A 14,230-nucleotide genomic window follows, 5' to 3' on the forward strand; every position below is an offset into this window, starting at 1 on the left:
CCAGGCTCAGCGCAGCAGGATGGGCTTCACCGCGTATTCCCACAGGGTGAAGACCACCTCGATCCCCACCAGCACCACCACCGCGACCTCGAGCCCGAGCGCGCGGCGGCCATGCAGCAGCGACAGCACGCCCTCCGTGGTGTCGCCGATCAGGGCCAGCTTGCGGTCGAGCGCGGCGGAGCGTTCCTTCAGCTCATACTCGTCCGCCAGGCGCGCGTGCAGGCGTTCCAGCGAGGGATGGTCCCACAGCAGTTCGGGCTTGTCCTCGGCCTCGACCCGCGCGGTGGTGCGGCTGCGCGCCGACAGCGCATGCCCGATCTGCCGGTGCAGCGCGCGCGAGGATGCCGCGAGCCGCCCCTCGGTCTTCAACGTGGTCACCACCGGTTCGAGCCGGTCGAGCGCCGCCGCCAGCAGCGCCTCCTGGTGTGCGAGCGCGGCCGACTTCGCCAGCGCATCCGCCACCACCGCGAGCCGCGGCACCGAGAGGTCGCGCAGGCGGATCACGCCGTCGGGGTCGATGCCGTCCTGCTCGGCGCCGGTCTCGATCGTGGCATTCTCCTCGATCGGCGTGGGCAGCGGCGCGGTCAGGCGGGGCTTCAGCATCTCGATCACCGCCGCCTCCTGCGCGGCGGTGGCGCCGATGAAGACCACGGCGCCCCAGCGGAAGGCGAAGGCGGTGAAGCCCTCGGGCGTGGCGAGCGGCACGGGGTCGGCGAGCGGCGCGCCCTCGCGCGGCAGGCCACGGTGGTCGAGCCTTTCGCCCAGCAGCAGGGCGCGTGCCTGGACCATGGTCAGCGCGTCCCGCCGCCGGTGCGCCGGCCGGCGGGCCCGGCGCACCAGGCGGCGGGCTGCGCCAGGCCAGGCGGGGCGCTGACCGGTCCGCGAGGGTCATCCGCGCCGGGGATGCGCGGTGCCGGCAGCAGCGGCCTCGCCCCGGTGCCACGGCTGGTGAGGCGCATCGTCGCGGCATGCGGCTTCCTGGCACTCCTGCGATGGGGCTGGTGGTGCTCCGTCACCTGGCCGGCGACGCCGTGGCGGGCTTTCGCACGCTGACACGCCAGTCCGCGATGCGCGTGCCCCAAGACCGGCACGCCGGGTCCGCCGGCGGTATCGATGTATTCACCGCCGTCGTCCTTCCATGCGCGCGTGTCCGTCGCGCGGGTCCATGAAACTGCACCTGTCGCGCGAGAGTGGGCGACCGGGTGCGGCTGCGCGGGGTGCGTCTCGTGCGCCCCGCCGCCGGGGTGCTGCGGGCGCGCCCGAACGGGTGCGGCCACTTGGCCCGGGGCATGGGGGATGACGGCGGCGATGATGGGCGGATCGGTCGGCGGAATCGCGGTCATGGCAGGCCTCGGCGCAACGGTCCCGGACGCAGCCTGCGCAGGCCGCCCTGCACTGTCCATGGCACGGAAGCCCCGAAATGTGGTGTGAATCCCGCCGCCCTATCCCCATATGCTGGGTGCCCCGGACCCGATGGCCGGGGCGCGAGGACAGCATGGACGGCTCTCCCCCCGCGCCGGCGCCCGCGCCGGCCGCAGCAACACTGGCAGACCCGCCGGGGGCCGCTTTCGGCACGGCGGCGGTTGCTGCACGCGCTTTCGACCCGGGCATGGGCCTGGCGGTGGCGCGCCGCACCGTCCTGCGCCCCGAGGACCAGGAGGATTTCGGCCGCGTCGCCGATCGCGTCGCCGCGGGCAACATGGCGCTGCTCGGCCGCGCCCCCACCATCGCCGATGCCGCCGAGCAGGCGCGGTTGCGCAACGCCATCGCCACCGGCGCGCTGGTCACCTCGGGCCGTCACCTCCAGCACGGGGATGCGCGGCAGCCGCGCCGCAACATGGAGGTCTTCACCAACTGCGCCACCGCCGGCGCCTCCTTCACCAAGTTCTATTTGCTGCTGAACGGGGCCGGGGTGGGCCGCGCCTATGACGACGCGCTGTGCCCGGTCGATTGGGCGCAGGCGCCCGACATCCTGCTGCACCTGTCGCCCGCGCATCCGGACTGGCCGCATGACCGCGCGGCGCTGCATCGCTTCGGCGCGGAATTCGGCCTGCTGCGCTGGGGCATGGGCGCCGATGCCTTCGGCGCGAGCGAGGAGGCCGACGTGCGCGGCTTCATCGCGCGCGAACTGGTGCACGACCTCACGCGCGTGCCGGCCGACGCGATCCGCCACCGCATCGCCGACACGCGCGAGGGCTGGGCGCGCGCGGTCGAATTGATCGAGGGCCTGGCCTACCAGGGCGCGCGCGGGCGGACCCTGTTGCTGGACCTGTCGGATATCCGCCCGCTCGGCGAACCCATCCGCGGCATGCAGGGGCGCCCGGCCTCCGGCCCGCTCTCGCTGCTGCGCGCCTTCATCACGCTGCGCCGCGATGTCATCGAGGCGGCGCGCGGCCGCGACCCCGGGGCCGAGGCGATGCGCCCCTGGGAACAGGCGCTCAGGGCCGACCACATCCTGTCCACCGAGGTTCAGGTGGGTGGCGCGCGCCGGGCCGCGCGCATGGCCACGAAATCCTGGCGCGACCCCGGCGCGCTGCGCTTCGTGCGGCTGAAGGCGGAGGGCGGCCTCTGGACCGCCAACCATTCGCTGATGGTCGATGCGGAATTCTGGTCGCGCGTGGTGCGCACCGACGACGAACCGCTCACGCGCCACGCCCGCGCGTTGTTCGCCGCCGCCACCGCCTGCGCCTACGTGAACGGCGAACCAGGCTTCATCAACGGCGACCGGCTGGAGGATGCGCGGACCGGCTTCGCGCGGGCCAAGCCCGCCATCGCCGACGCCGCGTCCGCGCGCTATCGCGTGCAGGAGGGCGCGCCCCTGCTGGCCGATGTCGCGCGCCGTGCCGCCACCGCCGATTTCCCGGTCACCACCAACCCCTGCGGCGAGGTCGTGCTGCATGTCACCGGCGGGTATTGCGTGATCGCGGATTTCGCGCCGCTGCTGGCCTGCCCGGTGGCGCTGGATGCGCTCACGCCCGGCGCGGTCCCACCGGAGGTCGCGCGCGACTGGGATGCGCGGGTCGAAGCTGCGGTGCGGCTCGGCGTGCGCTTCCTGATCCGGGTGAACCGGATGGATGCGCTCTACGCCGTGGAGGTCTCGCGCACCAACCGCATCGGCATCGGCCCGACCGGACTGCACGAATGGGCCTGGGCGCGCTTCGGGCTCGGCTTCCACGACCTGCTCGACGAGGACCGCGCGCGGCCGTTCTGGGATGCGCTGGCGCGGCTGTCGGATGCGGCGAAGGATGAGGCAACGCGCTACGCCGCGGCCCTCGGCATGGCGCCGCCGGCGACGGTCACCACCATCAAGCCGGCCGGCACCACCAGCAAGCTGTTCGGCATGACCGAGGGCGCGCATTTGCCCGCGCGCCGGCAATACCTGCGCTGGGTGCAGTTCCGCGCGACCGACCCTCTGGTGGCGGACTATGCCGCGCGCGGCTATCCGATGCGCCGTCTGCAATCCTTCCCTGGCGTCGCGATCGTGGGCTTCCCGACCCTGCCGCTGATCCAGCGCCTGGGCCTGGGCGATCGGCTGGTGACGGCGCCGGAGGCGAGCCCGGCGGAACAGTATCGCTGGCTCGGCCTGCTGGAACGGCACTGGATCGGCGCGGCGCGCGGCAACCAGGTGTCCTACACGCTCAAGATCGCGACCGAGCGCTTCGGGCTCGAGGATTTCCGCGCCATCCTCCTGCAGCACCAGCCGCATCTGCGCTGCTGCGCTGTGCTGCCCTCGCGCCCGGATTCCGAGCTCGGCTACGAGTACCTGCCCGAGGAGGAGGTGGATGCGGACCGCTTCCGCTCCATCCTGGCCGGCATCGACGACCCCGGCGTGGCGGAGGCGGTGGACCTCGCGCGGCTGCAATGCGAGGCGGGGGTCTGCCCGATCTAGCGCGTTTCCGGCCTGCCGGTATCCGCCGTTGGCCCGCTCCACCACCAATGCGGGGCGCGTGCGGAGCGGGCCGGTGCCATCCGATGGGAGAACGCGCTAGCCTTTCAGCGGCTGCACAAGCAGCCGATCGATCCGCTGCTCCGCCTCCTCGCGATACCCTTCGACCCCGATCACCATGCCGAGCTGCCCGGCCGCAGGTTCCGCCACGTAGGTCCCGAACATCCTGTCCCAGACCGACAGGCAGAAGCCGAAGTCGCTGTCGGTTTCGGCACGGATCTCGGAATGATGGACGCGGTGCATGTCGGGCGTCACCACCACCCAGCGCAGCGGGCGGTCGACCCAGGCCGGGATCGCGATATTCGCGTGGTTGAACAGGCTGGTCGCGTTCAGCAGCACCTCGAAGACCAGAACTGCCTCCGGCGGCGCGCCGAGTGCCACCACCGCCAAGCCCTTGATCGCGAGAGAGAGCAGGATCTCGACCGGATGGAAGCGCAGGCCCGACGATGCATCCAGCTCCGGGTCCGCGTGATGCACCCGGTGCAGCCGCCACAGGATCGGCACCGCATGGAAGATGCGATGCTGCGCATAGATCAGCAGGTCGAGCAGCAGCACCGCCGCGGGGGCGGCCACCCACCACGGCACGCCGAGTACAGGGAAGAGCCCGAGCCCCCGCGATTCCGCCCAGAGCGCGACGCCCACCGCGCCCGCCGGCGCCACCAGGCGCAGCAGCACCGTCGCGACCGCGACCAGGCCGAAATTCGACGGCCAGCGCCGCCAGGCCAGGCGCTGCGGGCGCCGCGGGAAGGCATGCTCCAGCGCCGCCATCGCGACCAGCACGGCGGCGAAGACGGACAGCCGGATGATCGGTTCCTGATCGAGCATGCGTTTCATGTAGCGCGCCCGCGCCCCGCGTGCAGGGGCGCCCCCTTGCCCGTCCGCGCGCGCAGGGTGACGATGCCGCCAAAGGAGACCACCCGATGATGCTGCGCCTGATCGCCCTGCTGGCCCTGGCACCCTTGCCCGCACTGGCGCACCACCCGATGGGCGGGGCGGTGCCGGCCACGGCGTGGGAGGGCTTTGCCTCGGGCATCGGGCATCCGGTGATCGGGTTCGACCACCTGGCATTCCTGCTGGCAGCGGGCGTGCTGGCGGCGACGCTCGGCGTGAGGCGCGGGGCGGTGGCGATCCTGGCCTTCGTCGCGGGCGGCTTCGGCGGCAGCCTGGCGCATATGGCGGGCATCGGCTTCGGGCCGGTCGAGGCGCTGGTGGCGCTCAGCGTCGTCGCGGTCGGGTTGGCGCTGCTGTGGCGTGGCGTACCGACGGCGGTGGTGCCGGTGGGCTTCGCGCTGGCCGGCCTGGTGCACGGCCATGCCTTCGCCGAGGCCGTGATCGGTGCGGAGGCGACGCCCATCCTCGCCTACCTGCTTGCGCTGGCGCTGACGCAGGCGGCAATCGGGCTGGGTGTGATGCTCGCGGCGCGGCGCCTCAGCGCGGATGCGGCGCTGCTGCGCATCCCGGCCGGTGCGGCGGCGGCCTGCGCGGGCGCGGTGTTCCTGGCGCTGGCCGTGTAGCGGGCTGCACGCCCGCCAACGACCGTCTCCTGGGTCCTGGGTGGCGGGCCGGGCTGGGGCCAGGTCGGGGCCGTTACAGACAGGTCGCACCGCGCGCTAGCGCGCCTGGCGGCCGATCACGCGCAACACCGCGAAGCCCGCCAGCACGACCAGCGCGACATGGCCGAAGGCCAGGCCCCAGGCCAGCGCGCCCTCGCCCCCCGCGGCATCCAGCACCACGCCACACAGCAGCGGCCCGACGAAGCCGCCGGCGTAGCCCGCCATGGAATGCAGCCCCATGGTGGCACCGCGCAGCGCCGGATCCGCGGCCTGCACCGTGCCCGCGGTGAGCGCGGAGGAATCCAGGTAGATCGCCGCGTTCCAGGCGAACACCGCAGCCACCGCGACCAGCGGCGGCGACCCCATCGCGAAGCCCGTCACCGCCGCGAAGCCCGCCCCGCCCAGCATCGCGACCGCCACGACGCGGCCGCGCCCGAAATGCTCCGAGGCCTCGTTGCCTGATAGCGACACCGCAATGCCGACCAGCCCTGCCAGCGTGAACAGCACGGTCGGCCCCGGCAGCCAGGCGGGCGGCGCGGTAATGGCGAAGGACGCCGCGAGAAAGGCCACCGCCCAGGCGCGCAGCACCGCCATTTCCAGCGTGTGCACGCAGTATCCCGCGATCCAGGCCATGGCGCGGCGGTTCGCCAGCACCGGGCGGAAGTCGAGCAGCCGCCCGCCCGCCTTGCGTGGCGGTGGCGGCGTCCCGGGCATGACGAGCAACGCGATCGCGAAGGCGCAACCGGCCAGCAGGCCGCCCACCAGGAAGGCGAAGGACGGCCCGCCGACCGCGGCACAGGCGCCGGCCAGCGCGAAGGACGCCGCGCCAGCGATGCCGACCCCCGCCGCATGCCACGACACCGCACGCGACTGCGCGGTGCCACTCAGCGGATCGGCGATCGCCTTCAGCCCCGGCATATAGGCCCCCGCCCAGCCGATGCCCGCCAGCGCGCGGAAGGCGAGGCCGGACCAGAACCCATCCGCCAGCAGCGCAAAGCCGAGATGCGCGAGCGCGGTCGCCCCCGTGCCCACCAGGTAGATGTGCCGCGCCGGCACGCGGTCGGTCAGCGCGAGCAGTACCGGCACGGCCGGCACGTAGGCGGCAAAGAAGATGCCGATCAGCCAGCCGGCCTGCGTGCCCGAAAGCGACCAGGCGTCGATATAGGTCGGCAAGAGCGCGGGCAGGGTGAAGGCGCCGATCTGGGTGAGCACCTGTGCGGTCACCATGGCGGCGATGAAGCGCGGCGTGCCGGGGGCGACCTGCATGTACGCAAGGCTAGGCCGAGCGTCGGCGCGCCGGAAGCGGGGTTGATCGCGCCGCGGCCCCGCCCGACACTCCGCCCGCAATCACGGAGGAAAACCATGCGCGTGGTGGAAACGCCCGAGGCGCTGAAGGCGCTGGTCGGCCAGGAACTCGGCGTCGGCGACTGGCTCGAGGTCACGCAGGAGATGATGGACCGCTTCGCCGATGTCACCGGCGACCACCAGTGGATCCATGTGGACGTGGAGCGTGCGAAGCGCGAGATGCCTGGCGGCAAGACCATCGCGCATGGCTACCTGCTGCTGTCGCTGCTGCCGAAGCTGGGCGCCGGCGTCTACAAGGTGTCCTGGCCGTCGCGCACGCTGAACTACGGGTCGGACAAGGTGCGCATCATCAACCCGGTGCAGGCTGGCGACCGTGTGCGGCTGCGCCAGGCGCTGGTGGCCGTGGATGACGGGGCGGGTGGCACCCACCGCATCGTGGTGCGCCAGACCATGGAGATCGAGGGCAAGGACAAGCCCGCCCTGATCGCCGACACCATCCGCATGACATTCCCTTGAGACCGAGGCCCGCATGAAGATCACCTGGTTCGGCCATTCCGCCTTCCGGCTGGAATTCGGCTCATCGGTCGTGATGATCGACCCCTTCCTGACCGGCAACCCGGCCTTCGGCGGCGATGCCGAGGCGGCCAGCGCGGGGGCCACGCATGTGCTGCTCACGCACGGGCATGGCGACCACATCGGCGACACGGTGGCGATCTGCCAGCGCACGGAGGCGAAGCTGGTCACCAACTACGACCTCGCGATGCACCTCGCGCGCAAGGGGGTGACTGCGCTGGATCCGATGAACACCGGCGGCAGCACCGACCAGGGGGACTTCACCGTCTCGCTGACCCAGGCGCTGCATTCCTCGGTCGAGCAGGACGAGAATGGCGTCTCGCATTGCCTGGGCAATCCGAACGGAATCGTGGTGACGCCGAAGGACAAGGCGGAGCCCGTGGTCTACCACATGGGCGACACCGACATCTTCTCGGACATGGCGCTGGTCGATGAGCTGTATCGCCCGGCGGTGGCGATGGTGCCGATCGGCGACCGTTTCACCATGGGCCCGCGCGCCGCCGCGCTGTCGGTGAAGCGCTTCCTGCCATCGGTGCGCGTGGCGATCCCGTGCCACTACGCGACCTTCGGGCTGTTGCTGCCCGATGCCTCCGGCTTCGTGGCCGCGATGGAAGGTGCGAACGCCAAGGTCCTGGTGCCCGAGAAGGACAAGGCCTTCACGCCGTGAGCAGCCTTCCCGGATTGGAGGACCTCGCGACCCTGCGGGTCGAGGTCGCGGAGGGCGTGGCGACGGTGACGATCGACCGCCCGCCGGTGAATGCGCAGAACAGCGCCTTCCGCGACGACATCGTGCGCGTCTTCGACGTGCTGCACGAATCCGACGCGGTGCGCGCCATCGTGCTGACCGGGGCGGGCAAGACCTTCTCGGCCGGGGCGGACCTGAAGGACCGCCCGGATGCCGCGCGCCCCGGCGCCTTCCCGCGCCATTCGCGCGCCGTGCGCGCCGGCTTCGACTGCGTGATGGAATGCCGCAAGCCGGTGATCGCGGCGGTGAACGGGGCCGCGATCGGCGCCGGCTGCGTGCTGGCGCTGGTCTGCGACATCATCCTGGTGGCGGACGACGCCTTCATGTCGATGACCGAGGTCGATGTCGGCCTGGCCGGCGGCGTGGCGCATGTGCTGCGCCATTTCGGGCAGTCGGATGCGCGGATGTTCCTGCTGACCGCGCGGCGGCTGTCTGGCACCGAGCTGTACCGGATGAACGTCGCATCGGGCTTCTACCCGAAGGCCGACCTGCTGCCCGCGGCGCAGGCCATGGCGCGCGAGATCGCCGGCAAGGTGCCTCTCGCGGTCGAGGCCGCGAAGCGCGCCTTCACCCTGAACGAATACATGCCGCTGCGCGAAGGCTACGTCTACGAACAGACCCAGACGGCGCTGCTGGCGAAGACCGAGGACACGCAGGAGGCGCTTGCGGCCTTCGCGCAGAAGCGCAAGCCAGTGTTCAAGGGGCGGTAGCGGCGGCTGCGCGACGCTGACGCAGACGCCGGCGGGATGGACTCATCCGGTCGGGTGAAGCCGCTCGCGGGCAGATGCCTGGTGCCGTTGCAGCGCGCCAAGGCGAGCGGGCAGGGGGTCAGGCCCGATCCCTGGCCGGCGCCGGTCAGAACAGCGCCTGATTCCATTCCGGCCGCCAGTCGTGCTGCACCACGGCCTGCACGGCGTGGCCCGGCGCGAGGTGGATCGCCTCGGCGAGGCCTGGCGCCTCGGCCAGCGCGCCGGCCAGGGCACGTGCCAGGAAGCCGGGGCCGGAGCGCAGCCAGGGGTGTTCCTCGTCGCCGCGCGCCAGCGCCTCGATCAGCCGGTCGACCGCGCGACGGGCGACCGGATGCCCGGCGGCCGCACCGAACAGCAGCGGCTGCGGCGCCCCCCACAGGCCGGGGGTCGCGACGAGATCGGCCCCGCCGGCGGCGAGCGTCGCGATCGGCGCGGCCGGGCGCGCGCCGGGGGCCACGGTCCAGCCGCCGACCGTGGCGATCCACGCGAGGCGCAGCAGGTCCGCGCGCACTGACCCTTCCCAGGCGCGGGCCCAGGCCCGGCGGCCTGCCTGGCCGAGCCTCGCGTCGATGAAGGCGGCACCGGCCTCGCGGTCCATCGCAACGACATCGACGCCCGGATTGGCGCGCTGCCATGCCTGCGCATCGGCCTCGCCGGGCGCGCCGCGGGGCACCACCAGGAGCAGCCGTGCCGGCACGGCGCTGCCCTGCGCGCGCGGTCGCGCCAAGGCGCCCGATTGCACCAGCGACAGCAACAGCCACAACGCGGTCGCGGTCGAGTCCGGCAACCGCCGGACGCGGTCGATCAGTGGCAGTATGCGGGCCGTGGGCGCCAGCGGCAGCAGATCGCGCAGTGCCGCAGCGCCCGGTTGATCGAGCCTGAATTCGAGCGCGATCTGCCCGGTATCGGTCTGACTCGGGTTCAGCGAACGGCCCTGGCGGCGGCGCAGCGCCGCCTCGGCCTGGGCCTGGGCCGCCAGGAAGCCGCGCGCGGCGACGTCGTCGAGGTTCAGTGCCGCAATGCGCGCGCGGCCATCCAGCGCTGCGCTGTCGGCCGCGTCGATCGCCAGCGCGGCGGCGAAGGCCTCGTCCGCGGCGGCGAAGTCGAGCTCGGCCTCGGCCGAGCGTGCCGCGAACATCAGCCGCGCGTGCCGCTCGGCCGGCGATGCCTCCGGCGCGGCCGCGAGGCAAGCCGCACGCTCCGCCGAGTCGCCCAACACCAGAGCAAGCCGCGCCCAGGCCTCCCAGCGGCCGTGTTGGACCGGGGATTGCGCCAGCGCGGCCTCTCGCAGCAGGGCCAGCGCCGCGGCGACCTCGCCCCGTGCCCGCAGAAGCTGGGCCCGGGGGCCGATGAAGTCCGGCCTTGGGCCGAGCCTGGCCTCGGCCGCGTCCAGCACGGCCGCGGCGGCATCCGGCGCGCCGTCGCGCAGGTGGCATTGCGCGAGGCCGGAGGCGGCATTGGCGAGTCCCGGGTCGCGCTGCAGCGCCTCGGTGAAGCAGTCGGCGGCCTGGTCGGTGACGCGCTCTGCGAACCACAGCCATCCGCGCAGCAGCGAGATGGCGGGCGCGGCGGGGTCGCGCGCCTCGGCCTGGTCGAGCAGGTCGTGCGCCGCGACCAGGTCGTCGCGCGCGCGCGCAGCCTGCGCGAGCGCGACCAGCGGCGCGGCCGCGGTGGCATCGAGGCTTGCGACCTGCCGAAGCGCCTGGTGTTCGGTATCCGCATCCCCGGCGGCCTTGGCGGCAGCCGCGAGCGCATTCCAGGCGGGGATCGCGGCGGGGTCGTGTTCGGTGGCGGCGCGCGCAAGGTCCAGCGCGCGGGCGTGCTGCCCGGCGGCGCGCGCCTGGTTGGCCATCGGCACCAGGATGCGGTGGGGTTCGCGCAGCTTGGGCAGGGCGATGTCGAAATGCGCGAGGGCCTCGGCCGGGCGGCCGCGGGCGGACTTGGCCCAGGCGGCCTCGAGATGCGCGTGGTGATTGTTCGGGTGTTCGGCCAGCACGGCCGCGATCAGCGGCAAAGCGCTGTCGGCCTGGCCTGACTGGGTGAGCGTGCCGATCCGTTCGAGCCGGGCCTGCATGTTGCCCGGCTGCTGTTCCAGGATCCGGTCGAACAAGGTCACGGCCGCGTCGAACTCGCGGTTACGGCGCGCGGCCCGGGCAGCGGCCAGCATCCCCGGGATGTCGACGGTCAATCGAGCCCTCCGCTGGGCGGTCGGCGGTGCGGGGCCGCCAGGGCCCCGCGCCGGTTCAGGCCGCCGCCTGGTCCGGGGCGGTGCCGATCGCCTGGGCGCGTGCGTCGATCCGCGCGAGCGTCGCGGCGGGCACCTGGCGGCGGGACTTGGCGTGCGGCAGGTCCATCTCGCCGACCTCGCGGCCGTGCGGGAACAGCGCAACAAACTCCGCGTGGTTGGAGAAGCGTTCGCGCGGCACGTGGTCGCAGAAGGATTCGACCGGCTGACCCTCGGCGATGATGACGTCGTGGCGCGCCAGTTCGAGACTGAAGTACTCGAAGGTGTCCGCCGGGGCCGGGATCTGGCGGATGGTGCTGCCGTTCACCAGCGCCTGGGCGAAGCAGAGCACGCCGTCCAACACGATGGCATGGTGCGGGGACACCCGCAGGTCGCGCTCGGGCAGGTTCTCGTCGAGCGCGCCGGCCTGGATCAGGATGGGGTCGCGGGTCTCGGCATTGCCGAAGCGGCTGGAGACGGTCTGCCGCCCCACGAACAGTACCGGTTCGGCACTGCCATCGGCGGTCAGCACGAGGTCACCGGGGCGCAGGGACTCGATAGCCACGTCGCCGGTCGGGGTGCGGATGGCGGTGCCGGCGAGAAAGCACACGAAGATCGGGCTCGAATCCGGGCCGGTGATGTCCGGCGAGATCAGATTGTCGGCCGAAACGAAGAACGTGTAGTTCCCGGACGGCAGATCATCGATGCTGTTCGGGTTGAACGTCACGGTGCGCGCGCCATTCCCGACATACGCGCGGTCTTCCTGGGCGACCGCCGTGATGATGCCATTCTCGTCGCGCGCGAAGAGCGTGAAGCGGGTCAGTGCGGCCCCATTCGTCACGCCGATGCTCACCGTCGGCGGTGTGCCGGCCGGATCAGCAGGGTTCACCACGGGCGCGTTCACGGACGTCACAGGCATGGTCGAAAATCCCCCCACATCGGCGGGGAGCCATCTGCCCTCGCCGCCGCACCAGACGCCGAAGTGGCGACCCAACTTGGATCGTCAGAATCGGGGTCTGTTGGCGACGAGTCAATCATTCATGATGACGCAACCAAGTTAAATAACATCCACAACCCAAGCGTGCAATCTTTTTGTTACTTCGCGCCCGTGGAGTCTATCAGGCCGTCACGCGCCGCCGCTCACGCGGCCTCCGCGTCCGCCAGCCCGGCCAGCCGGGCAGCGATCTCCGTCGCAGCCGCCGCGCAGGCCGGGGCCTCCTCCTCCTCGATGAGCACCTCGGCGACAATGCGCGGCATCGCGACGGCGATCGCCGCGACCAGCGTTGTGTCGCGCCCCAGCGCGATCCGATCGAGACCCACCACGCGCTCCGGTTCGACCACCAGCACGAACTTGTCGCCATAGGCGTCCGATTCGGTGCCCGGCCAGGTCTCGAAGGCGCGGGGCCAGGACGGGGCCCGGCGGAACTCCAGGACGGCGTTGCTGCCGGCGATCCCGAACTTAAACTTCAGCTCGCGCCAGCGCTCGCCGCGCCAGGCCAGGTCGCGCACGCGCAGGTCCAGCAGCTCCCAGTCGGTGCCGCGCTGGCGCGCATCGAGAACCACCTCGGTGTAGCCGGCCACGCGCTCGGCGTCGTCGTCCGTGCCGGTGGCCTCGGCGCCCGTTTGCAGTGCCGGCGCGCGTGGCTCGGCCGGGACCGCGGCCTCGCGCGGGTAGGTCCCTTCGATGGCGCGCAGTGGCGGCGCGCGCAACGGGGCGTCGGCGAGGTCGAGGCGGACCGGGACGATCCCGGCCTCGGCACGGTCCATCCGGGCGGGAAAGACGACCGGCTGGCGCAGCACCAGACTGGCGGGATCGGCGCCGCGCAACTCCAGCACGGCGGACCCGTCCGGGCCGATCGGCAGGGCGAAGGGGCGAGCCTCGCCGGGCGCCAGCAGGCGCCACTCCGTCATCGGGCCAGCCGGCTCCACGGCCAGCCTCGCTTCCAGCAGCCCGGCCTCGAGCTCGAGATCCCAGCGCAGCGCGGCGATGCCCTCCGGCAGGGGCCCCAGGACGATGCGCGCCTGGTCCCAACCCTCGGGCAGTTCGGCGAGGCTGGCACGCGCGGATGTCGCCACGAGTGTGCCGGGACCCTCGAGCCGGGCACCGGCGAGCGCCGCGGCGGGGGCGAGGCGCGGGATGCCCGGCGGCGCATCGCCATGCCAGGATTCCCAGTCGAAGTGCAGGGGCTGCACCAGGCGCGCCCCGGGCGGCAGCACCGCGACCGCAAGGGCGGGGTCCGCGGCGGCATCGGCCGCGCGCGACAAGGCCACGCTGCCCTCCGCGCCCTCCGCCGCCACCAGTACCAGCAGCGTCTGGGCGCGCCCGGCCAGCGGTTCGGGAGTCTCGAGGTGGATCCAGCCGCCGGGGAGCGCCGCGGCGGGCACCCGCCAGGCTGCAAGCACCCGCCCGGTCTCGGCGGCGACCAGTTGTGCCGCGAGGCCGGCAGTGGCCGGGCGCTGCAGATGCAGGGACAGCTGCGACGCGCCGCTGGTCGGCAGGCCGGGTTCGACCACAATGGGCGGGTCGCCCGGCTGCAGCAGGAGGGCGGGCGCCGCCGGATCGGGCGCTGTTTGTAGCCGCATCTCGAGCGTCGGGGGCGGGTGGCCGCCCAGTGTGGTCAGCAGCGCGGCCACGGCACCTCGCAGCTCCTCGCCCTCGCTGCGCAGCGCCACGAGCTGCGCCTCGAGCGCGGCGACCTGGAGCAAGGCCTCGGTGGCCTGGGCCAGGCTGAGGCCAAGCAGCGCGGGCAGGGCTGCGAGCCCGCTCTCGGCCACGATCAGCGGCGGTACCGGGACGCCCTGCGCCGCCCACCAGGCCTGCAGCGGCGCCAGGCTGCGCGGCGTCTGCGCCACCAGCGCCAGGACGCCGGACGGGGCGTGGTCGAGCGTCACGGTCTCCTGGTCCGGCACGGCGGCGTGGCTGAGCCGCAGCGTCACCCCCGCCGGCGAAACGACCGCGCGGCACAGCCGGGCCCCGGCGCCATGCAGGGCGACAGCGTCCGGCAGGCGCGCATCAACCAGGATCACGGGCTGCGCATCCATCAGGGTTGCGAGGTCCGGACGGGCGACACGGACGCCGAGCGGAACGGAATGGTGGGCGGCGAAAGGTGCGGAGGACGATGCCGTCATCATGCG

General features: G+C 72.9%; 11 protein-coding genes. 5 read left to right on the forward strand and 6 right to left on the reverse strand.

Going from position 1 to position 14,230, the window contains the following annotated elements; genetic code table 11:
- Positions 1-6: 6 nt before the first annotated feature.
- Complete coding sequence (locus MWM08_RS07350; RefSeq protein ID WP_244458809.1) at positions 7-789, reverse strand: RMD1 family protein; 783 nt, start codon at positions 787-789, stop codon at positions 7-9.
- A 706-nt stretch (positions 790-1,495) separates the two neighbouring features.
- Between MWM08_RS07350 and MWM08_RS07355 the strand changes: the two genes are divergently transcribed.
- Positions 1,496-3,889, forward strand: a complete 2,394-nt coding sequence (locus tag MWM08_RS07355) for a recombinase (protein ID WP_244458810.1) — start codon at positions 1,496-1,498, stop codon at positions 3,887-3,889.
- Positions 3,890-3,985: 96 nt separating this feature from the next.
- Here MWM08_RS07355 and MWM08_RS07360 read toward each other — a convergent pair whose 3' ends face one another.
- A complete protein-coding gene (locus tag MWM08_RS07360; RefSeq protein WP_244458811.1) occupies positions 3,986-4,771 on the reverse strand; it encodes a sterol desaturase family protein in 786 nt (261 codons plus the stop codon).
- Between the two features lie 95 nt (positions 4,772-4,866).
- On the opposite strand from MWM08_RS07360, the gene MWM08_RS07365 reads away from it, so the two are divergent.
- Entirely contained in the window at positions 4,867-5,460 is a 594-nt protein-coding gene (locus tag MWM08_RS07365) for a HupE/UreJ family protein (RefSeq protein WP_244458812.1), read from the forward strand.
- Positions 5,461-5,556: 96 nt separating this feature from the next.
- Here MWM08_RS07365 and MWM08_RS07370 read toward each other — a convergent pair whose 3' ends face one another.
- Positions 5,557-6,765, reverse strand: a complete 1,209-nt coding sequence (locus tag MWM08_RS07370) for an MFS transporter (RefSeq protein WP_244458813.1) — start codon at positions 6,763-6,765, stop codon at positions 5,557-5,559.
- Positions 6,766-6,861: 96 nt separating this feature from the next.
- Here MWM08_RS07370 and MWM08_RS07375 point away from each other — a divergent pair, with 96 nt between their 5' ends.
- Genes MWM08_RS07375 through MWM08_RS07385 form a run of 3 tightly spaced genes read left to right on the forward strand, consistent with a single transcriptional unit; the run spans position 6,862 to position 8,832 of the window.
- On the forward strand, positions 6,862-7,320 hold the full coding sequence (locus MWM08_RS07375) for a MaoC family dehydratase (RefSeq protein ID WP_244458814.1): 459 nt from the start codon (positions 6,862-6,864) through the stop codon (positions 7,318-7,320).
- A gap of 13 nt (positions 7,321-7,333) precedes the next feature.
- Complete coding sequence (locus MWM08_RS07380; protein WP_244458815.1) at positions 7,334-8,044, forward strand: metal-dependent hydrolase; 711 nt, start codon at positions 7,334-7,336, stop codon at positions 8,042-8,044.
- On the forward strand, positions 8,041-8,832 hold the full coding sequence (locus MWM08_RS07385; RefSeq protein WP_244458816.1) for an enoyl-CoA hydratase/isomerase family protein: 792 nt from the start codon (positions 8,041-8,043) through the stop codon (positions 8,830-8,832). The genes MWM08_RS07380 and MWM08_RS07385 overlap by 4 nt, the downstream gene beginning before the upstream one ends.
- A gap of 145 nt (positions 8,833-8,977) precedes the next feature.
- Here the strand turns inward: MWM08_RS07385 and MWM08_RS07390 are convergent, their stop codons facing one another.
- The 3 genes from MWM08_RS07390 to MWM08_RS07400 form a co-directional block, all read right to left on the reverse strand.
- Positions 8,978-11,059: a tetratricopeptide repeat protein gene (locus MWM08_RS07390; protein WP_244458817.1), complete on the reverse strand. Its 2,082-nt coding sequence runs from the start codon at positions 11,057-11,059 to the stop codon at positions 8,978-8,980.
- A 55-nt stretch (positions 11,060-11,114) separates the two neighbouring features.
- Positions 11,115-12,014: a Hint domain-containing protein gene (locus MWM08_RS07395; protein WP_244458818.1), complete on the reverse strand. Its 900-nt coding sequence runs from the start codon at positions 12,012-12,014 to the stop codon at positions 11,115-11,117.
- A gap of 221 nt (positions 12,015-12,235) precedes the next feature.
- Positions 12,236-14,227, reverse strand: a complete 1,992-nt coding sequence (locus MWM08_RS07400) for a DUF6212 domain-containing protein (protein WP_244458819.1) — start codon at positions 14,225-14,227, stop codon at positions 12,236-12,238.
- Positions 14,228-14,230: the final 3 nt, after the last annotated feature.

The sequence above is a fragment of the Roseomonas fluvialis genome (genome assembly GCF_022846615.1).
GTDB lineage: Bacteria > Pseudomonadota > Alphaproteobacteria > Acetobacterales > Acetobacteraceae > Neoroseomonas > Neoroseomonas fluvialis.